At 64.4% G+C, this 18,040-nt stretch carries 18 protein-coding genes; 5 read left to right on the forward strand and 13 right to left on the reverse strand.

The window, feature by feature from the left end:
- Window positions 1-13 precede the first annotated feature (13 nt).
- Window positions 14-1,198: a CaiB/BaiF CoA transferase family protein gene (locus tag ACZ63J_RS26895; protein ID WP_465406432.1), complete on the forward strand. Its 1,185-nt coding sequence runs from the start codon at window positions 14-16 to the stop codon at window positions 1,196-1,198.
- Window positions 1,199-1,201: 3 nt separating this feature from the next.
- Here ACZ63J_RS26895 and ACZ63J_RS26900 read toward each other — a convergent pair whose 3' ends face one another.
- Window positions 1,202-1,810: a hypothetical protein gene (locus ACZ63J_RS26900; protein ID WP_465406430.1), complete on the reverse strand. Its 609-nt coding sequence runs from the start codon at window positions 1,808-1,810 to the stop codon at window positions 1,202-1,204.
- Between the two features lie 142 nt (window positions 1,811-1,952).
- Between ACZ63J_RS26900 and ACZ63J_RS26905 the strand changes: the two genes are divergently transcribed.
- Window positions 1,953-3,212, forward strand: coding sequence for an aminotransferase family protein (locus tag ACZ63J_RS26905; protein ID WP_465406429.1), 1,260 nt, complete (start codon window positions 1,953-1,955; stop codon window positions 3,210-3,212).
- Window positions 3,213-3,215: 3 nt separating this feature from the next.
- Here ACZ63J_RS26905 and ACZ63J_RS26910 read toward each other — a convergent pair whose 3' ends face one another.
- Window positions 3,216-3,383: a VOC family protein gene (locus ACZ63J_RS26910; protein WP_465406427.1), complete on the reverse strand. Its 168-nt coding sequence runs from the start codon at window positions 3,381-3,383 to the stop codon at window positions 3,216-3,218.
- A 54-nt stretch (window positions 3,384-3,437) separates the two neighbouring features.
- Here ACZ63J_RS26910 and ACZ63J_RS26915 point away from each other — a divergent pair, with 54 nt between their 5' ends.
- A complete protein-coding gene (locus tag ACZ63J_RS26915) occupies window positions 3,438-4,919 on the forward strand; it encodes a recombinase family protein (RefSeq protein WP_465406425.1) in 1,482 nt (493 codons plus the stop codon).
- A 108-nt stretch (window positions 4,920-5,027) separates the two neighbouring features.
- On the opposite strand, the gene ACZ63J_RS26920 is transcribed toward ACZ63J_RS26915, so the two are convergent.
- The 6 genes from ACZ63J_RS26920 to ACZ63J_RS26945 form a co-directional block, all read right to left on the reverse strand.
- On the reverse strand, window positions 5,028-6,800 hold the full coding sequence (locus ACZ63J_RS26920) for an AAA family ATPase (protein ID WP_465406424.1): 1,773 nt from the start codon (window positions 6,798-6,800) through the stop codon (window positions 5,028-5,030).
- Between the two features lie 414 nt (window positions 6,801-7,214).
- Entirely contained in the window at window positions 7,215-9,620 is a 2,406-nt protein-coding gene (locus ACZ63J_RS26925; protein ID WP_465406423.1) for an FtsK/SpoIIIE domain-containing protein, read from the reverse strand.
- Window positions 9,613-10,524: a hypothetical protein gene (locus ACZ63J_RS26930; RefSeq protein WP_465406421.1), complete on the reverse strand. Its 912-nt coding sequence runs from the start codon at window positions 10,522-10,524 to the stop codon at window positions 9,613-9,615. The genes ACZ63J_RS26925 and ACZ63J_RS26930 overlap by 8 nt, the downstream gene beginning before the upstream one ends.
- Complete coding sequence (locus ACZ63J_RS26935) at window positions 10,521-10,859, reverse strand: hypothetical protein (RefSeq protein WP_465406420.1); 339 nt, start codon at window positions 10,857-10,859, stop codon at window positions 10,521-10,523. The genes ACZ63J_RS26930 and ACZ63J_RS26935 overlap by 4 nt, the downstream gene beginning before the upstream one ends.
- Window positions 10,856-11,188 (reverse strand): WhiB family transcriptional regulator, encoded by a 333-nt coding sequence (locus tag ACZ63J_RS26940; protein ID WP_465406418.1) that lies wholly within the window; start codon window positions 11,186-11,188, stop codon window positions 10,856-10,858. Before ACZ63J_RS26940 ends, ACZ63J_RS26935 begins: the two co-directional genes overlap by 4 nt.
- 397 nt (window positions 11,189-11,585) lie before the next feature.
- Window positions 11,586-13,082, reverse strand: a complete 1,497-nt coding sequence (locus tag ACZ63J_RS26945) for a hypothetical protein (RefSeq protein WP_465406416.1) — start codon at window positions 13,080-13,082, stop codon at window positions 11,586-11,588.
- 245 nt (window positions 13,083-13,327) lie between these two features.
- On the opposite strand from ACZ63J_RS26945, the gene ACZ63J_RS26950 reads away from it, so the two are divergent.
- Both ACZ63J_RS26950 and ACZ63J_RS26955 read left to right on the forward strand, forming a co-directional pair.
- Window positions 13,328-13,768 carry an Imm1 family immunity protein gene (locus ACZ63J_RS26950; RefSeq protein ID WP_465406414.1) on the forward strand — a complete coding sequence of 147 codons (441 nt, stop codon included), beginning with the start codon at window positions 13,328-13,330 and terminating at the stop codon, window positions 13,766-13,768.
- 932 nt (window positions 13,769-14,700) lie between these two features.
- On the forward strand, window positions 14,701-14,988 hold the full coding sequence (locus ACZ63J_RS26955; protein ID WP_465439698.1) for a helix-turn-helix domain-containing protein: 288 nt from the start codon (window positions 14,701-14,703) through the stop codon (window positions 14,986-14,988).
- 137 nt (window positions 14,989-15,125) lie between these two features.
- Here ACZ63J_RS26955 and ACZ63J_RS26960 read toward each other — a convergent pair whose 3' ends face one another.
- From ACZ63J_RS26960 to ACZ63J_RS26980, 5 genes are all read right to left on the reverse strand, one after another.
- Window positions 15,126-15,545: a VOC family protein gene (locus tag ACZ63J_RS26960; RefSeq protein WP_465406455.1), complete on the reverse strand. Its 420-nt coding sequence runs from the start codon at window positions 15,543-15,545 to the stop codon at window positions 15,126-15,128.
- The gene (locus tag ACZ63J_RS26965; RefSeq protein ID WP_465312740.1) at window positions 15,545-15,742 is read right to left on the reverse strand and encodes a hypothetical protein; all 198 of its coding nucleotides are present in this window, start codon (window positions 15,740-15,742) and stop codon (window positions 15,545-15,547) included. Before ACZ63J_RS26965 ends, ACZ63J_RS26960 begins: the two co-directional genes overlap by 1 nt.
- Before the next feature lie 133 nt (window positions 15,743-15,875).
- The gene (locus ACZ63J_RS26970) at window positions 15,876-16,379 is read right to left on the reverse strand and encodes a GNAT family N-acetyltransferase (RefSeq protein WP_465406410.1); all 504 of its coding nucleotides are present in this window, start codon (window positions 16,377-16,379) and stop codon (window positions 15,876-15,878) included.
- A 31-nt stretch (window positions 16,380-16,410) separates the two neighbouring features.
- Window positions 16,411-17,196 (reverse strand): IclR family transcriptional regulator, encoded by a 786-nt coding sequence (locus tag ACZ63J_RS26975; protein ID WP_465406453.1) that lies wholly within the window; start codon window positions 17,194-17,196, stop codon window positions 16,411-16,413.
- A gap of 121 nt (window positions 17,197-17,317) precedes the next feature.
- Window positions 17,318-18,013, reverse strand: coding sequence for a 3-keto-alpha-glucoside-1,2-lyase-like domain-containing protein (locus tag ACZ63J_RS26980; protein ID WP_465406409.1), 696 nt, complete (start codon window positions 18,011-18,013; stop codon window positions 17,318-17,320).
- Window positions 18,014-18,040: the final 27 nt, after the last annotated feature.

Here is an 18,040-nt window from a genome sequence, read left to right on the forward strand (position 1 = left end):
CGAGGAGCCGTTGATGACCCCTGCCCCCTTCCGCCCGCTGGACGGGATCAAGGTCGTCGACCTCTCGCGCATCCTCGCCGGGCCGTACTGCACGCAGTACCTCGGCGAGATGGGCGCGGACGTCGTCAAGGTCGAGCCGCCGGGCCACGGTGACGACACCCGGGGCTGGGGGCCGCCGTTCGTCGGCGACGAAGCCGTCTACTACCTGGCGGCGAACCGGAACAAGCGCGGGATCGTCCTGGACCTCAAGAGCGACCGCGGGCGCGAGGCCCTGCGTCGGCTCGTCGCGGACGCGGACGTGCTCGTCGAGAACTTCCGGCCGGGGACGCTGGAGCGGTGGGGGATCGACTACGCCGCGTTGTCCGCGCTGAACCCGCGGCTGATCCACGTGTCGATCACCGGCTTCGGGCAGACGGGGCCGTACCGCGACCGCGCGGGTTACGACCTGGTGGCGCAGGCCCTCGGCGGCGTCATGTCCCTGACCGGCGAGCCCGACGGCGCGCCGGCGAAGGTCGGGCTGCCGGTGGCGGACCTGAACGCGGGCACGTGGGCGATCATCGCGGTGCTGATGGCGCTGCAGGCCCGGCACACGACCGGCCGCGGCCAGTACCTCGACGTGTCCCTTTTGGACAGTCAGCTGGCTTGGCATGTTTACGCGGCGGGCGCGTCGTTCTACGACACCCCGCGGCCGCGGCGGATGGGCTCGGCGCACCCGAGCATCGTCCCGTACCAGGCGTATCAGGTGGCCGATGGCTGGTTGATCATCGCGGTGGGCAGCGAGAAGCTTTGGCTCGCGTTCTGTGGGGTGCTGGGGTTGGACATCGCTTCGGACGCCCGGTTCTTGTCGAACGCGGCTCGGTCGGCGCACCGGGATGTGTTGAACGCGCTGCTGGAGCCGGTGCTGGCGACCCGCACGGCGGCGGACTGGCTGAAGGATTTCGACGCGGCGGGGATTCCGGCGGCTCCGATCAACTCGATCGATGATGTTTATGCGGATCCGTGGGCGGTGGCGCGGGAGCAGGTGGTGCGGCTGCCGCATCCGACCGTGGGGACTTATGTCGGGACGGGGTTTCCGGTGAAGGCTTCGGAGACTCCGGCTCGGGCGACGTCGGCTCCGCCTACCTTGGGGCAGCACACTGCTGAGGTGCTGGGCGAGCTCGGGTATTCGGCGGAGGAGATCGCGGAGTTCCTGGAGTGAGGTTCAGCCTGGGACGGGTCTCCAGTGGAGGAAGTCGGTCACGGTCCGCCGGTTTGCCGCCGTCCAGAGGAGCCGCAGGCTGAGCACCGTCAGGACGCCGCCGATCACCCAGGCGGCCAGCCCCGGGCCGACGGCCGGGTCGGACCAGGTGCGGCCGGAGTGCAGGAACCACCACGCGACGCAGCTGAGGGCCAGCACGGCGAGTGCGGGGAAGATGATTCCCATCGGGCTCGCTTGTGCGTATCGGATCATGCGCCGGAGGCCCAGTGGCTCATCGGGGGTTCGGCGAAGCCATTTCTCGTAGCCGATTCCGCCGGGCACCTGCGGATCGAGCTCGGTCCTGATGTACAGGGACACTCGCTCGATCAGCTGCGAGCACCCGACCCAGCGGGACGCGAGGATGTTGCTGCTGAACGGGATGATCAGCAGCAGCGGAATCCGGCTGGCCGAGGTGAAGGCGAAGCCGAACACCGCACCGCTCGTCGTGATGAGGAAGGCGGTCACCTTCCACTGCTGGTCCATCAGGTGGATGATCTCGGAACGCAGGGCCGAATACTCCGCCAGCGGGCCGAGGTGGGCGTCGTCGCTTCGTCGGCTGAATGGAATGCGCACCCACACCAGGTCGGCGAGGCCGCGTGGCTGTTACAGGTTGCCTTGCCACTCCGGCCAGCTCCGGCCGTCGAACTGTGCACGATGGAGTGTTCGCGCTTCCTGCTTCGCCCTGGTAGGGATGGGGCAGGACTGAGGAGGACCGATGTCAGCACAGCACGCCCTTTGGCACCCCTTCGCCGATATGGGCGCCGTCGACGGGGATCGGATGGTCATCACCCGGGGTGAGAGCTCGTACGTCTGGGATGACGCCGGGCGGCGGTACTTCGATGCCACTGCCTCGCTCTGGTACGCCAACTTCGGGCATGGGCGGCCCGAGATCACCGAGGCTGTCCGCAAGCAGCTGCAGACCCTCGACTCGTACAACCTGTTCGGCTACAACGCCAACGAGCCGGCCATCGAGCTGGCGGACCGGGTTGCCGCTCTCGCGCCGTCGCCGGGGTCGAAGGTCTTCTTCGGCTCGGGCGGTGGAGACGTCATCGACACCGCCGTGAAGCTCGCGCGCGCCTACTTCGCGCACACCGGGCGGCCCGAGAAGGTGCACGTCATCGGGCGGGCGCAGGGCTACCACGGCACCCACGGCTTCGGCACCGCCGTCGGCGGCATTCCCGCCAACGCCAAGGACGTCGGCCCGCAGCCGCCCGAGTTTTCGCATGTTCCCTTTGACAGTGCGGACGCGCTCGAAGCCGAGATCCGGCGGGTCGGCGCCGCGAACGTCGCCGCCTTCTTCTGTGAGCCCGTGATCGGGGCCGGTGGGGTTCTGCTGCCGCCGGACGGGTACATCGAAGCCGTTGCCGAGATCTGCCGGCGGCACGACGTGCTGTTCGTCGCCGACTGCGTCATCGCCGCCTGGGGCCGGCTCGGCACCTGGTTCGGCATCGACCGCTGGGCCGTCCAGCCCGACATGATCACCACCGCGAAGGGCATCACCGGCGGCACCATCCCGCTCGGCGCGCTGGTCGTCGCCCCGCGGGTCGCGGAACCCTTCTTCACCGGCGCGCCGGGCGCACCGATCTTCCGCCACGGCGCGACGTACGCGGGGCACCCCGTCGCCTGCGCGGCCGGCCTCGCGACGCTCGACATTTACGAGCGCGACGGCCTCATCCCGCGCGGCCGCGAACTCGAGAAGCCCCTGGCCGACGCCGTGTCCGGCGTGAGTGACCACCCGCTCGTCGCGGAGGTGCGGGCCGGGCTCGGGTTCCTCTCCGCCGTCGAGCTGACGGCCGAGGTCATGGACGCGGATCCGGGCGCGCCGGTGAAGCTGCAGCGCGCGTGCCGGGACGAGGGTGTGATCGTCCGCAACCTGGGACGCGGTGTCGCGGTGTCGCCGCCGCTCATCGCCGCCGAGCCGGAGCTGGACCTGCTGGCCTCGGCGCTGCCGAAGGCTCTGGACCGCCTGCGCTGACGTTCACGACACGCAGAACTCGTTGCCCTCCGGGTCGGCCACCGTCACCCAGCTGTGCGGCCCCTGCCGCCCGCGGTGCAGATACGTCGCGCCGCGGGCCTTCAGCTTCTCCAGCGTCGCCTCGACGTTGTCCGCGCCGACCCAGACGTCGATGTGGACGCGGTTCTTCACCGACTTCGCCTCCTCCAGTTGTCATAGAGACGTAACCGGCGCACGCTCGAGGCCATGACCAGGTACGTTGCCATCGTATGCAGGCTCAGCCCTCGCCCAGACGGGTTATATGAGGGCGTCGACCTTCAGGAGCGCTGGGGACGCGAGTACGCCGCCACCAAGTGGCCCGGAGTGCCCGTTGAAGTGTTCGCCGACGCCGGGGTCTCTGCGGCCAACGGCGACAACCGGCCGCAGTTTGAGCGCTTCCGCGAGTGGCTGAACGCGGGCAAGGTTGCTCATGTGTGGGCAGTCGAGCAGTCCCGTCTTGAGCGCCGTGAAGTCGAGTGGTTCCGGCTCGCCGCAGAGATGGAGGCCGCTGGCGTTGACGAGCTGGACACGAACCGGGACGGAGTGGTTCGCGTACGCGACGCTGTTGCGGGGATCAAGGCGGTCTTGAATGCAGATGAAGTCCGGAAGCTCAAGAAACGCCTTAATGACCGCCTCGCCGAAAACGCGGCTAACGGAGTGCCTTCCGGAAGTGACGTGTTTGGCTACCGGCATTCCGTGATTACTGGGCCGGATGGTGAGAAAGTAAAGTCATATGTAATTGAACAGCGTGAAGCTGAAGCTGTACGACAGGCCGCTGAATGGGTTTTGTCCGGATGGTCGTTGTCAAAAATTGCCACCGAGTTGCATGCTCGCGGGTTGCGCGGCGTGCATGGCGGGCAATTGCGCAATGAATCTATTCGCAACATGGTTACCCTTCCGACAGTGGCAGGACAGAGAGTGTACAAGGGGAGAATTGTAGGTCGAGGAAACTGGGAAGCGATTCTAGACGAGCGGACATGGCAGGCGTGCAAGCTTAAGTTGTCGCAGCCGCGGCGAGTGGTACGCAAAGACGGAAAGGAATACCCTATCGGAAGTGCTCACCGCGGAAATTCGACCGGACGACGTTATCTCTTGACTGGCGGGCTTGCGGTTTGCGGCGTCTGTGAAGCGCCGCTGATTGCATCAATTAAACAGTTTAAGAAGGGAAAATCAAAACCGTATTACAACTGCCATCCCAACAAGATTCGTCCAAATGGTGAACCTGGTGGTGGATGTGTCGGGATTCTTGGTTTGGAACTTGAGAATTATGTAGTGAAGCGTCTGTGGTCTGAGTTGGACAAGGTAGAATTTCTCGAAGCGGTCGACACTGATGCGCACGCAGGTCGGAGGGCGAAGATTGAGTCCGACTTGGAAGAGATGGATCGCCAGCGTGGCGAGTTGGCGCGAAAGTGGGCTCAACCTGGCGGGCTTACTGACACTGAGTGGGAGAGTGCGCGGCGAGGGATTGCTGAAAGTGAGCAAAAGCTTCGTGTTGAGTTGACTGAACTTCCGCCGCCTCGGTTGGGCGTCGACATCGTGAAGGTGCGTGCGGCATGGCTAGACATGACCTTGGATGAACAGCGCGAATTCGTGCGTCTCTTTATTCGAACGGTGATCGTCCGGAGGGCGCGCCCGGGCACGGTAGCGTTCGACGACGGCAGGATTGATATCAGTTGGCAGTCGGCGTGAATAATATTCTTTAGATATGGGTCCCGGCAATCGACGTTGCCGGGACCCTGCTAGTTTGAGAGTATTAAGGCACGTTCCGCCTTGATGTGGATTCAGCTGAATTAGTGGTCACTTAATCCCATTTGAGTGTCGAATAAATTCGACAAGCTCCTCGATGGTGTCGGACAGTCCAAATCTTGACATGTTGACCGACAAATCGCGCTTGCAGTATTCGTGAGCGATCTTGACCTTGTTTGGGCTAGTCGACTTGGTGGATTCCAGTGGTGAACTCCACTGGCCTCCGGTGTACGTCAGCGTCTCCTTGGGGTGAACAGTGGAAAAGCTCTCCGCCAGCAAGTCAAGGGCTAGGTAATTCTCAATTTCTCGACATTTTGTAATCCAGCAGTATCCTCGCTGGGAATCTTGAAATTCATCTTTTATGCGGGTCTTCGTGTCGCGAATATCTTGGTCTGCGGCTTGCTTATCACTATCAATCACGATCGAGGAAGCGCGACTTATGCTTCGTAGTGAGATGAAGTCGGTGACTTCTTTATCGCTTACCGACAAGTGGCTGAGTAGCTTTCCGCCGTAGAACATGATAGAAAAATGTACCGCTTCTAATAGCTCTGGTGCAACTTTCGCAAGCCAATGAAGTAGGTAGATTCTGTCGGATGGACCTTCGACCCATATAACCGAGTTTGCCTGCAGGAGGTCCGAGGGCTTATAGCCTAGATCTGCGCAGATATCATAAGCCGAACCGGGCGAGCTAGCCCGTGCTACCTCGGTTTTCCCATCTCGGTTCTGCACGTGGTAGACGGCTGCATTCTCATAGTCCAACATGTGTGCTGAATGGGTAGCAATAAAGTACTGATTCTTAGTTGTTTGATAGAGGTAGTTTAGTAACTTCCTCTGCAAGGTAGGATGCAGGTGAACCTCAGGTTCTTCGATGCAAACTATTGCGTCTTCGATGATGGTGGCGGCTGCCGCCAAGATTACAACCTGATGTATTCCTGTTCCGAGGTGTTCGAGAGGAAGGATTCTATCCGACTGAGATACGTGAATAGTTCCCGCATCATTTGGTATCTCGATCGTCACTGAATCATCTTCAAGAACCGTTCTGACGAAGTTGCTGATCTCCTGAAATTTCTTCTTGTCGCCGATCTTGTCTATGCTAGGGCGTTCAAGCTGTTGGAGAATTCTGATGAGACCTAGTCCGGCCGGCGAAAAAACTGGAGGTTCTTCTGGATCTGCGCTCGGACGAATCTGCCGGAATGCGTCGATTGTCTCAACCTGCCAGGGGTTGGCCTGAAAAGTGAAGAACTTGCTGAATATCCCAGATAGGTTGCTCTCAATACTTGAAGACGTTTGGGTTAGCGCAGAAGAAACATCTTCTACTATGCGCCCTAGGCCTTCCGAATTTAAGGCTCGACCGATTCGTTCGCGCTGGCTCTGCGATAATGTCCAGTTGGCACGCTGGCCACTTCCGGGCATCGCTGGGTTGTATTCAAACTCCAGCCACGCTTCGCTCTTATTGGCATCAGGACTTATGTCCGCAGACCAAAAGCTAATGATTCTAACAAACGCTTCAATTGTAGCGCTGCGCAAGATGCTTTTGTTTGCGGAATTGAATACAGCTTGAATGCGATCTTCGCTTACGTCGATAGCCAAGGCTAGTTTCGGTGAAGACTCTCCAGGGTTCGACATTGGGCGATCCAGGCTGGCAGGCGATGCTGGCTCTCCGGTTAGATATCCCGCCAAGAAGCGAAGAACGTTGGACTTTCCTGCGTTATTCTGCCCTGCAATTAGGTTCACCTTACTGAGCTTGGAAAAATAAGAGAAATCCTCTGCAAAGCTTCGGTAGTTGGCGATCCCAAAGCCAGTTAGTCGAGAAATTTCTAACACCTCCTTTATGCTCTGTGGGATCGAATCATCTGCGAACTGCTTGGCTATGTCAAGTTGGAGTCGTCTGGGCTTCGAATACGTTATCTTGAGCAAGGTGGATGCTGGCTGGGCTGACGATTGTGCAACGGTTGGCCTGGAGGATGCGTGCCGGTGTTCCGGACGCTCATCTTCGGGTAGTGCGAGACGACTGAACCCCGCTAACCAAGGCTGCCGGGGTTCAGCCGTGCTCGGAGCTAGTCGGTAACTGTCTCTGCCTCGCGTCGGTAGATGTCATCAGGTCGTCCGTTCTGGCGGGCGAGTGCCGATCGCACGATGCGTGCTGCTCTTCCTAACGTGAGCGGATCGTCAAGAGCACGAGACTGCTTCAGAGGCGACCGCGTGCGCAAAGGTCCGGGATCCGCCTCGGCGGGCCGCTCAGAGCCGCTCAGAGCTCTCACCTCCCCGCCTGCCAGCGCTGGGGCCGGACTCGGAAGGGGAGGGACCGGGCCACGCCCCCGAGTCAACCTGGTTTCGGGCAGGTTCCGAAGTCGGCCGACCGTGGGTCCCTGAAGTCCCTGAGCGGGGTTTGCGCTGGTCAAGGCCAGTGTATCGGTATAGAGGTCCAGTAGGGAGAACTCCCTGGCTCCCTGTTGAGGCTGGGCCTGGCTCCCTGCGGTCCCGGTCCCGGTCCCGATCGGCGAGCGCGATGGAAACGTCCTCGGCGCGAACGACCTTGTTCCCATCCGACTTGACCGTTGCGATGCCGTGCGTGGAGAGCGCGGCCGTGAGACTCCGGAACGTCCATCCCTCGTACTCGCCCGGATTTTGTTGGGCCAGGCGCGTGAGGATCACCTGAGTCCGGACCCGACGCTCCCCTTCCATCACCGCTTTGATGTCGGCCAAGTGGTCGGCCACGGGGGTCGTCTTGAGTTGCGGCCGTGCGCTGGACTCGACCGCCCGGCCCACCTCCTCGATCAACGCCATGGCCCGGCCGATGACCGGAGTCACGTCGTCGGTCCCGTCCTCGAACGGAACGTAGAACGTGCGGACCAGCTCGAACGTCTCATCGGTGATGCCGACTGCGACGCAGGTTCCTCGGTCGGTGTTGATCCGCAGCTCCGTCGCGCGGATCCCGGCTGCGTACTTTCCCGAACCCAACAACCCGTCGTTGGCCACCTGATCAGCCACGGAGAACGCGACTCCACACGAGACGTTGCGGGTGATCTCCCGCGGGATGCTGTCCTTGGTGGGCGACTGGGTGGCCAGCAGCAGCACAATCCCGTACTTGCGTCCTCGCTTGATCAGCCTGACGGCCAGTTCGGCGGCTTTCTTGCCGAACTTCGGGTGCTGGAACAGCTCGTGGCACTCGTCGATCCCGCACACCAGCGGGTGCAACCCAAGCCCGGCCTTGTCGGCGAGCTTGCGCGAGACCTTCGGCGGGCGGCCCGGCTGCTCTCCCAGGATCTTGCCGCGTCGCTCCATTTCGGTCAGCAAGTCCGCCAACGCGGCTGTGGCCGCTTCGGCCACGCTGTCGTCCATCCCCATCCGGTAGCGGGACAGCCGGGGCCGGAACGGTTCGAAGTCCGGGGACTCGCCCATGACGAACGCCCACAACTCCGCCGTGGGGTCCAGTGCCGCGCCGAGCAGCAACGTCCGCAACGCGGCCGACTTTCCTTGCCCGGGACGGCCGCCGATCAGCCAGTTGACCCCGACCAGCGGCGCGTTGATGACCAGACCCCGTTGCGACAGGCCGAACGGGACGCCCTCGAACACGTCGACCTGTCCATCGGCCACCAGCGGCCATCCGCCGGCCCCGCCCCGCAGGACGCCCTTGTCGGCGACCCACAGGTCAAGGATGCCGTCCTCATCTCCCTTGGTAGGCCAGGTTTCCAGCGACGCCCGCCCGAGGTTCGCGGCCAGCTTGGACCGGCGCGTGGCCACCATGTCGGCGGTCACTCCCATCGGCAACCGGACCTGCGCGAAGGTGCCGTCACCGTCCTTACGGGCGGCTACGGTGTAGACCAGCTCTCCGCCTTTGGCGTAGAAGCGGTCCAGCGGACTGATACCCAGGTGCGCCAACGCCTTGCTGATCATCCGCTCGTCGATCCAGGAATCGGCGTCGTCGCGGTCGGGCCGGACCAGCCACCCGGCACCGGGTGTGCGGTCGCGTCCCTCGAACGCGGCGGCCACCGCCCACGCCACCGGTGCCACGACCAGCAGCAGCGGCACCACCACCGCCAGCGCCGACCACACCGTCTCCACTCCCGTGTAGACGTTCGCCAGCCACGGCCACATGTCCGCCCGGTCCATCACCGAGTCCACCAGCCACAACACCGCAGCCACCGGAGCGGCGAACCGCGCCGTGATCACGCACCGCCGCACGAAGATCCCGAGCTTCGCCCACCGCGCCGTGGCGTCGGACCGGATCAACTCCTGCGCCGCACGGCGCGCGTCGGCGTCCCCGGCCAGCCGTGCCCGGCGGGCGTCGGCGCGAAGATCGGCGTAGGTGGCCCAGTTCCAGAACTTGACCAGCCACCGCCAGTTCCCGCGCAGCACGAACCACACCAGCCGGACGACATCCTGCGGGATCTTCCGCGCCCGGTAGCCGGCCAGCGACCGCGCCCGGACCATCGGCCCGGACCGCCAGAGCCGCCCGGCCGCGTCGGTGACCCGCCGCCACACCGATACCCGGCGACTGGCCGCCCGGCCCCGGGGTTGGGGCAACGTGTCGTCGATCAGCTCACCGTCGAGCACCGGGCCGACGCGTTCGACGTCTCGCCCGCCAACGGGGGTCAGCGCGGTGTGCTGGTGTTCCTGTCCCTCCGAGTTGGGTTCAGTCATCGCCTGCCACCCCCGTGCCGGTCTCGGCGGAGAGCGCGGCGGCAAGCCGGGAGGACAAGCCGCGGGAACACCCCGAGACTTGGCGCACCCACGCCGGGGTGATCTCCACACCAGGCGTCCACGCGGTGCGGGCGTCGGTGAGGTAGTCGGCGAACAGCTTCCGCCGGACCGGACGCGGCACCTCCGGTGCCGGTGCCGACGGTGCCGGTGCCGGTGCCGGTGCCGGTGCCGACGGTTCACGATCCGCCGCATCCGGCGCGCCCGCCGGTCCGGTCGGTTCGTGAACAGACGTGTTCGGTTCGTGGACCGGCGCGGCCGGGTTCTCGAGCACGACCGGCCCACCCGGCTCCGCCCGGTCGGTGGCGTCCATGAACGCCACCGCCACCGCGTCGGTGAGCTTGTCCCGCAGGTCCGTGACCGCCTCGGCGGCCACGAACACCACCAGCGGCGGAACCGAGTGCAGCACCACCCCGGCCGGCGAGCCGGAAACCCACGATGACCAGGTGTTCATCACATACGTAGCGGCCAGCGTGAGCCACTTCGCCGCCCGCACCCACACTCCCGTGTGGACCTGATACCGGGCGATGACCTGCTCGGCCCGCAGGATGGCCAGCAGGACCAGGCACACGGTCGGGTCCAGCAGCCACGCCGTCAGCCACGGCAACGACCACACGGCCGAACCGGCGGCGGCGAACCACTGCACGTTGGCCGTGGTGAACGCCAACCCGAGCACGATCCCGGACCAGCACAGCCGATCCACCTGAGACCGGACCCGCTCCACCCGCAACGCCACCACATCCGGGTGGGTCTGCCAGCGGCGGACGTCAGCCGCCTCCGCCGCGTCGGCTGCCAGCCGCCGCGCCCGGCCCGCCACCGTCGCCGTGTTCTCCTCGGTCGTGGTCATCGGCGACCACCACCCCGGCGGCGGGTGCTGGTGGTGTCCATGGACGTGACCGTCAGGACACGCGTCAGGACATGGGCCGCGATCAGGTCCGGCACTCCGAGGACCACCAGGACCAACGTCGGGTTGTGCACGTGCGTGATCACCAGCCACTGAACGCCCGTGAACGCGGCACCGGTGAACAGCACCCGCCCGGCCAGCGACACCAACCGCGAGCTTGCCCGGGCCGCGTCGGCGGCCCGGCGGGCCTTGCGGGCGCTGTAGCGCCAGACCACGAACAGCGCCAGCAGCACCCCGACCCCGGCCACGATCTGTGTCGGCGTGAAGTTGACCGTCATCGCGCCTCACCACCCCGGCGACGGAGCCATACCGGGTACAGCGCGCGCCGGTCGGTGTCGGGCAATGCGCCCCACACCCCGACCGTGTCCGGCCCGGCCGTCCGCAAGTCCAGCTCGCGGCACTCGTCGATCACCGGGCACCCAGCGCACATCCCGGCGGCCAGCTCCCGGTCCGGCGAGTCCTCACCGGACAGCTCCGGCATGTCGGCCCGGTCGAACGCCCAGAAACACAGGCCGTCCCTGGTCACCACGTCCTGAAGCACGTCGTCCGGCACGTCGGCGTACCGGTCAAGCTGGGAAGCCATCTCCTCGTAGTCGTAAGCGGTCATCGCGCACCGCCGTCAAGGACACGGCGCAGTTCGCCAGCCGGAACGACCAGCCGGGAGCGGCGACGCTCGACGCGGAGCGCGCCGCGCCGGATCGCCGAACACACGCGAGACTCGGAGACGCCCAGGCTCCACGCGGCTTGTCGGATGGAAAGAACCGCCGAAGCATCGGCGTTCTGAATTACGGACTTCATTGGTTTAACCCTTACTCTTGGCTTCGACCTGCGATTTTGCGGGCCGATGCCATCAAGTAAGCCGCCAATATGAAAGATCTACTATGTCAGTACTTGAATAAAAGATTTCTTAAGTGAATATCCCCAGGTGAAGGCCGGGTTCGAAGTGCACGATATTCCGGAAAAGAATGTTTATTGGCGCGAGTATTCTCCGTCAGAATATCTTGCTACTGGGCGCGCTTGATGTCCGCGAACAGCTCCCGGAAGTCCGCGCCTGCGCCCGCGCCATAGGTGTCCAGCTCGTGCTCAAGCTCTGCAGACACCATGAGCAGGGTTGGGCGGCTCTGACGGCCGTTCTGAAGTGCTTGGATGCCCAGTGCGGCGGCCTCGTCGACGTCCCCTCGCCTGGCGGCGATCACGGCAAGCGTGAGCTGCGCTTCGGCGATGCGCATGGGTGCCGTCGGAACACCCTCGGAGTTGACGCTACGCCGCATGACTTCGTCGGCATTGCGCTGCGCGAGCTGGTCTTCGCCGACGAGCCGGTAGGTGTCCATCGCGTAGAAATCCCACTTGTCCGGGTCAACCACAAAGTGGTTGTCCGGCCGATCCGGGTAGGGCAGTCGTCCCAGGAGTTCACTGCCGTTGTCGAGCGCCGTATGAACTTCCTCGACCATTCCCATGCGCGCGTACGCCTTGGCCTGCTGGCCGTATAGCTGGACCGCGACCGAGTGTGAAGGTGCAGCCAACGTGCCGGATTCAGCAGCAGGAATGACGGCGCGGTAGTTGCCCGCCGTCAGATGGAACCACGCCAGCATTTCGTGTGCCCACCCGACGATCCCGGCGTCTCCGGCTTCCTTGCCGAGTTCCAGTGCCATGCGTCGTGTTGCTTCGGCCGACTTCGCGTCACCCACGTCATACTCAAGGCATCCCACTAGTAGCGCGAGCATCCCGGCCTTGGTGAGCACGTCACGGTGTTGCCCAAGGGTCAGGCGGTTGTCGAGCAGTTCGGTCATCTTGCCGAGCCACTGCTTGCCGGTCGTCATGAGCTGACGGGCATCAGCGTGCGGGTAGTCACAGCACAACTGCTCAACTGTGATGTCCAGAGCGTCTATTGTGGACGAATCGATCGCTGACGCACGAACCCGTCGAAGTAGTTCGAGAGTGTCCATGCCCGTGTTCACCACGAGAAGTTCGTCTCGTGTCTCAGGAGTGACCAGGCCGCCGGTCGGTGAGTTTCCGGACTTCGGACGCTGGCTCGCCGCGAGGTGCTGAAACCTCAACCGGCTTTGCCCTGGAAAGTCGAACCACAGTAGATGTTGCGGCAGGTGGAGGATCTTGGCGTAGTTTCGGAGCGTTTCGAGGTTTTGCTCGGGTTTGCCGTTCTCCAGTTTGCTCACCTGCGCCTGCGTGAGCCCCAGCCAGCGGCCCAGCAGCTCTTGGTTTAGCGCCTTTCCGTGCAGTTGAAGGTGGCGCGGGTGGTTCCGGTAAGCCTTGAAGACCTTGCCGATGTGCTGGCTCTCGAAAGCCGCCCGAAACTCGTCCGTCTCGAAGAACTCGTTCCGTAGCTGCACGGGAGGTGTTCGGAGTTGGTCGCGTTGATCCCGGTGACACTTGCTGCACAGACGCGCAGTGTTGTCGGCGGCGAGCGTCGTCCCGCACCCCTGGCAGCGACGACCACTAGAAGTGCCGGCCGCGCGGTTCTGCGATCCGCCGGGTGAGCTCATCGCGCCCCCTCTCGCCACTGGTGCCATCCTCCCTCTGACCAGCGTACATAGGGCGACCGGCTCTCACCAGCGAGTGAACCACGCGCGGGCGGAATGTCCCTCCAGCCTGGTGATATGCCGCTGTGGGCATGTCGCATGCCCACAGCGATATAGACCGGACTACTGCGCAGCGTGACGGTGGGTAAGCGAGCCCCGGCGCGACCGGGGACTGACCAGCCTTCCTACTGAACGGGTGACTTGGACGCATGCTTCTCACGGCATCGCTTACGACCGGCGTAGCCCGTGTCACGAGCGGAGTGCTGGAGTCAACTCGGCTAATCGACGAAATACTCAAGACGGATCACGTCGATTGGGAAACCACGCTCATAGTTGGTGACGTCGAGTTTCACTGCACCAAGGACGGTCCTTACCCTGATCACCAGCTTCGTGTCAGTGTCCGGCCTTCGGCCGGGTTCGCTGCGCTGAACTACATGGACAACAACGATCCAAGAATGCCGATTGCCAACTCTTTCAATCCGAAACGTCCGCTGCCGGAAGTAAGCCTGATTTTCAATGGCACAACTGGGGCTGTGTTCCCGCGCACGGCGGCTATTCCGGTTGCGGACGCGCGCCAGGCATTGATCGAGTGGTTGTCGACCAGAGTCCGCCCAACCTGTATCGAGTGGCGTCCTTATGACTCATACTGATTACCTCGACCAGTGGTCGAAAATAGCCCATTGTTCATCGCTCGCAGAGTGTAAGAAGCTTTACGTGACGTGGAGTCGCTGCCTTGTTGACGGCCGAGACCACGCGATCATTGATGAAGATTTCGCGCGCGGTGTGCGAGAGCGGACGGGAAGTTTCGACACTCTATGTGGGCATCGATTGTTAATAGCATCGAGCCTCATGCCTGCTGGCGCGCCCTGCGCGCGGTGTCGTGCTTATATCGCCGCGCGATCGACCCGACGATATGCGGATGAACGTAAGCGAAGAGGTTTATGGAGTCGATTCTTTCGGCTCCCATGGTCGTCCGTCAACGCGTCCCTCCTACGCGATGGCGGGCCTGAGAGTCCGGCGGGGGCGGGCGGCCCCTCGACAACGCCCGCCTCTGCCGGACACTGCGTGCTGGGAGGCGGGCAATGACAGTACGGCTCCTCTTTGGGCGTCCGCGTCCGGGTGTTGTCAGTGAGTCACGCCGAGTGGTTCACGTCTTCGAGGTTCCGGATCAGGAAACTAGCCCGGATAGGTTGGTTGCGTTCTGTGCCACTTCATTCGGCCCTGGCGAGCTGGAGCTGCTCGATCAGCCCGCAGGCATGCCCTGTGAGTCGTGTCTGCGGCGAACGCCGGTCCCAGAAAACACGGCGTCGGGCGAATCCGCGACGCCGCTTCCACGGCTTGCGTTGGAGATCGAACAGAAGGCTGCTGACTCGACGATGGATGATGACTTTCGGCTTCTAGCGTCGCGAAAACTTGCTCCCGGCGAGAGAATGACTGATGAGGAGTTGGCTGCCGCGCGGCGTGTGGTCGATCACTACTGGCCACGTTTTCGATCGCCTGTCCCGCTGCCGAAACGATGGCGCTGATGTTGTGTTCGATTAGAGGAGAAGGTTTGAGGTGAGGCATCGTGACGGAAGACGATGTGGCCCATCTTTGTAGACGCTACAAAGCTGGAGCTACGATCGAGGTACTTGCGTCGGAATTTGGACTTAGCTACCGGCGTGCGCGGGAAACCCTGATCAGTTCCGGAGTCAAGTTGCGACCACCGCGAATCCGTGTCCCACGCTGCCCTCCGGGTATGGTCAACATGTATGTGCACGGAGCATCAATTCGCGCCGTCGCCGCTCGATACGATCGAAGTTATGGCCAAACTCGCAACATGCTGCGGCACTCCGGCGTGACGTTGCGTCCGCCTGGCAGGCAAACATGATGGCGAACCTAGCTGGCCCTATAGACAGCTCTCTCCCGAGTTGAGCTGCCAGCCTCTCTCCGGTCGGTGCGGGGCGGCTCACCCGCGTCCAGTGGACAAACGATCTGGCCAGGCGGCGTCAGAGCCGCGCTGACGCCTTAAGAGATGCAGAACTCATTGCCCTCCGGATCCTGCACGGTGACCCACTGGTGGGGACCTTGGCGGCCCCTGTGCAGGAAGGTCGCGCCGCGTTCGAGCAGCTTGGCCAAGGTCGCCTCGACGTTGGCCTCGCCGACCCAGACATCCAGGTGGAGCGGGTTTTTGTCGGTTACGTCTTTATGACGTTTCGCCTCCGGCACCTCCTGGAACAGGATCCGGCGGGGTGGTGAGTCCGGGTGCCGGATCGCCGCCCCCGCCCGCCAGACCAGCGACCCGCGGTGGGTCCTGGTCTCCTCTTCCTTCGCGTACCCCTTCGTGATCATCTCCCGGACGAAGTCCGGGTCGGTCGGTTCGACGGACCAGCCGAGCGTCTCGGCCCACCAGTCGGCCAGCACGTGCGGGTCGGCCGAATCCACCACTACCTGGAAGTCATGCGCCATACCGGCACGTTAACGACCGAGTCCGACATTTTCCGGAGGCTCGGGTCCTCGGGCACGACCGTGAAGCGCCACTTGTCCACGCCGCCGCCCATGATCTCGGCGTACCGGCGGGCGCCGTCGGCGTTGGCGAACCGCACCTGCTGGCCGTTCATCAAGTGGGTGATCTTGACCGCCACAACAACCTCCCGAAGTCTGTGGGCCGGCCCGCGGAGCTTCCCCCTCCGGGACCGGCCCGCACAGTAGAACACATGTTCGACCGGGTGCGCCAGTGGATCCCCCGCCCAGGGGAGGAAAGGGCAAAGTCGCAGGTCAGAGTGGTCGGATCATCGCCACGCGCGGCCACGCGTCCAGGCCGCGGGCGGCCTCCGCACGACGGATCTCCCGCAGGCCGGCGCCGATTTCCGCGTCCTCGAGGACCCGGAACCGCAGCCGCTCGTAGTACGGCGCGTTCCACGGAACCGCGGCGAACGTCGTGAGCGTCAGGGCCGCCAGACCGCGCTCGACGGCCCACGCGGCGAGCGTCTCGATCAGCGCGCCGCCGAGGCCGCGCCGGGCGTGGCTGGGCCGGACGGACACCTGCTCGACGTGCGCGTGCCCGTCGACGACCTCGGCGACTAGGTAGGCCACCGGCCGGTCGGCGTCGTCCACGGCCACCCAGGCGCGCCCGGCGGACTGGTACACCGCCAGCTCGGCCACCGAGCCCGGGTCGTCGTCGGCGATCGCGGCCATGTCGACGTCGCGGAAGAGGCTGCCCGCGGCACGCTCGATTTCGATCAACGCGGGCAGGTCTTCGGGGCGCGCGAGCCGGATCACGATCGCATTCGTACGCGCCCGGCCGGGATTTTCACAGCGAATAAGACGAAACGGTCCGCTGGATCCGGGTCGCGTACTCCTGCAGGGCGGTGATCGCGGCTTGCCGGGCCTCCTCGGTGATCCGCGCGGCCGGGCCGGCCACGCTCAGCACGGTCGGCCGCCGCCCGTAGGTGGGCACCGGCACCGAACACGCCCACACGCCTTCGTCGATTTCCCCGGAGCTGACCGAAAACCGGTTCTCCAGCGCGTGCTTGAGCTCGTCGCGCACGGCCGTGCCCCGCCGCTCGACGACCGTCGCCAGCCGCCGTTCGAGCTCGATCTCCGGCAGCAGCGCAAGCAGCATCTTCCCGGACGCGCCGACGCCGAGCGGGACCGAATGCCCCGGCTCGAACGTGAACCGCATGGCCCGGTCGCACTCGACGCGGTCCGCGCACACGGCGGCGTCGCCGAACTGCTGGAAGAGCATCACCGTCTCGCCGAGCTCGCGCGCGGCTTCCTCCATGGCTGGCTTCGCCAGCCGCACGAGGTCGTTCGCCAGCTGCGCGGCGCGCGCGAGCGGCATCACCTGGCTGGTGAGGTGGTAGTGCCCGGCCCGGCCCTCCTCGAGCAGCTGCAGCTCCTTGAGCAGTGCCACGTAGCGGTAGGTCGTCGCGACCGGGGTGCCGATCGTCGCGGCGAGCTCGGCGACGCTGGCCTCCCAGCGGCGCTCGGAAAAGGCGAGGAGCAGCTGGAGGACCTTCCGGGAACTGCTGGCGCCGGGGGTGCGGCGGGGTTCGGTGGTGGCGGAACCGTCGACGGTACTGACGGCAGGCGTCATCATGACCTCTCGGTGAGACAAAAACGACCTTCGCTATCACACGGGGTGAATAAATTAGCACGTTGTGTGAAAGGAAAGCCAGCAATCCGCCGACGGCCCCACCATTCGAGAAAACCGCGGGTCAGAGCGTGAGGAACTCGCCCGGTTTCGTCACCACCGGTGACTCGACGTAGAGCCCGCGGTACTCGTCCTGGATCCCGGAGTTGTGCACCTGCAGCGCGAGCGGGCCGACGCGCCCGGCGGTCTTGTCGGTGAACTGCAGCACTTCGACACCCTTGCAGGTCACGGCCGTCCCGGTGAGCGGACAGCAGGCCATCCGCGCCACGCCCGTCGCCTGGTCGCCGATCAGCTCGCACTGCGCCCACTTCTTGATGTCGATCGTGGGGTGCGAGAGCTGCTTGAACAGTTTGCCGCCGCCGTCGTTGTGCCCGGGCCGGTAGTCCCAGTGCCCGCCGTTCGGCGGCTGGAACTGGATCGCGCTCAACGCGTCGCGGATCGGGTCGGTGGTGCCCCAGATCAACACGGTCGGTTTGTGGTTGCCCTTGACCTGCCGGACATTGAATATCCACCGAAACGTGCCGACCTGCTGTTTGTTGTAGTACAACCAGCCGCGCGCGGTGCCATTCCCGTGGATGACGCCGTCTTTCGCCGACCACAGGCCGGCTTTCGACGACGTCCAAGAACTCAGGTCGGTGCCGTTGAACATCGGCACCAGGTTCGGGTCACCGTAAGGGTTGTCCGCCGCCTGCGCGGCCGGGGCGAACACCGAGGCCGCGACGATCCCCGCGGCCAGCACGCCAAGGAGCTTCCGGAACATCCTGCCGTCCTCTCGACGAACGTGATG

The sequence above is a fragment of the Amycolatopsis sp. NPDC104863 genome, assembly GCF_055582965.1.

Coding starts and splice junctions, on each gene's coding strand:
- ACZ63J_RS26925 (WP_465406423.1), bottom strand. CDS start 9,620: ATGACTGAACCCAACTCGGAGGGACAGGAACACCAGCACACCGCGCTG.
- ACZ63J_RS26945 (WP_465406416.1), bottom strand. CDS start 13,082: ATGAGCTCACCCGGCGGATCGCAGAACCGCGCGGCCGGCACTTCTAGT.
- ACZ63J_RS26940 (WP_465406418.1), bottom strand. CDS start 11,188: ATGACCGCTTACGACTACGAGGAGATGGCTTCCCAGCTTGACCGGTAC.
- ACZ63J_RS26975 (WP_465406453.1), bottom strand. CDS start 17,196: ATGACGCCTGCCGTCAGTACCGTCGACGGTTCCGCCACCACCGAACCC.
- ACZ63J_RS26935 (WP_465406420.1), bottom strand. CDS start 10,859: ATGACGGTCAACTTCACGCCGACACAGATCGTGGCCGGGGTCGGGGTG.
- ACZ63J_RS26950 (WP_465406414.1), top strand. CDS start 13,328: ATGCTTCTCACGGCATCGCTTACGACCGGCGTAGCCCGTGTCACGAGC.
- ACZ63J_RS26905 (WP_465406429.1), top strand. CDS start 1,953: ATGTCAGCACAGCACGCCCTTTGGCACCCCTTCGCCGATATGGGCGCC.
- ACZ63J_RS26895 (WP_465406432.1), top strand. CDS start 14: ATGACCCCTGCCCCCTTCCGCCCGCTGGACGGGATCAAGGTCGTCGAC.
- ACZ63J_RS26980 (WP_465406409.1), bottom strand. CDS start 18,013: ATGTTCCGGAAGCTCCTTGGCGTGCTGGCCGCGGGGATCGTCGCGGCC.
- ACZ63J_RS26930 (WP_465406421.1), bottom strand. CDS start 10,524: ATGACCACGACCGAGGAGAACACGGCGACGGTGGCGGGCCGGGCGCGG.
- ACZ63J_RS26915 (WP_465406425.1), top strand. CDS start 3,438: ATGACCAGGTACGTTGCCATCGTATGCAGGCTCAGCCCTCGCCCAGAC.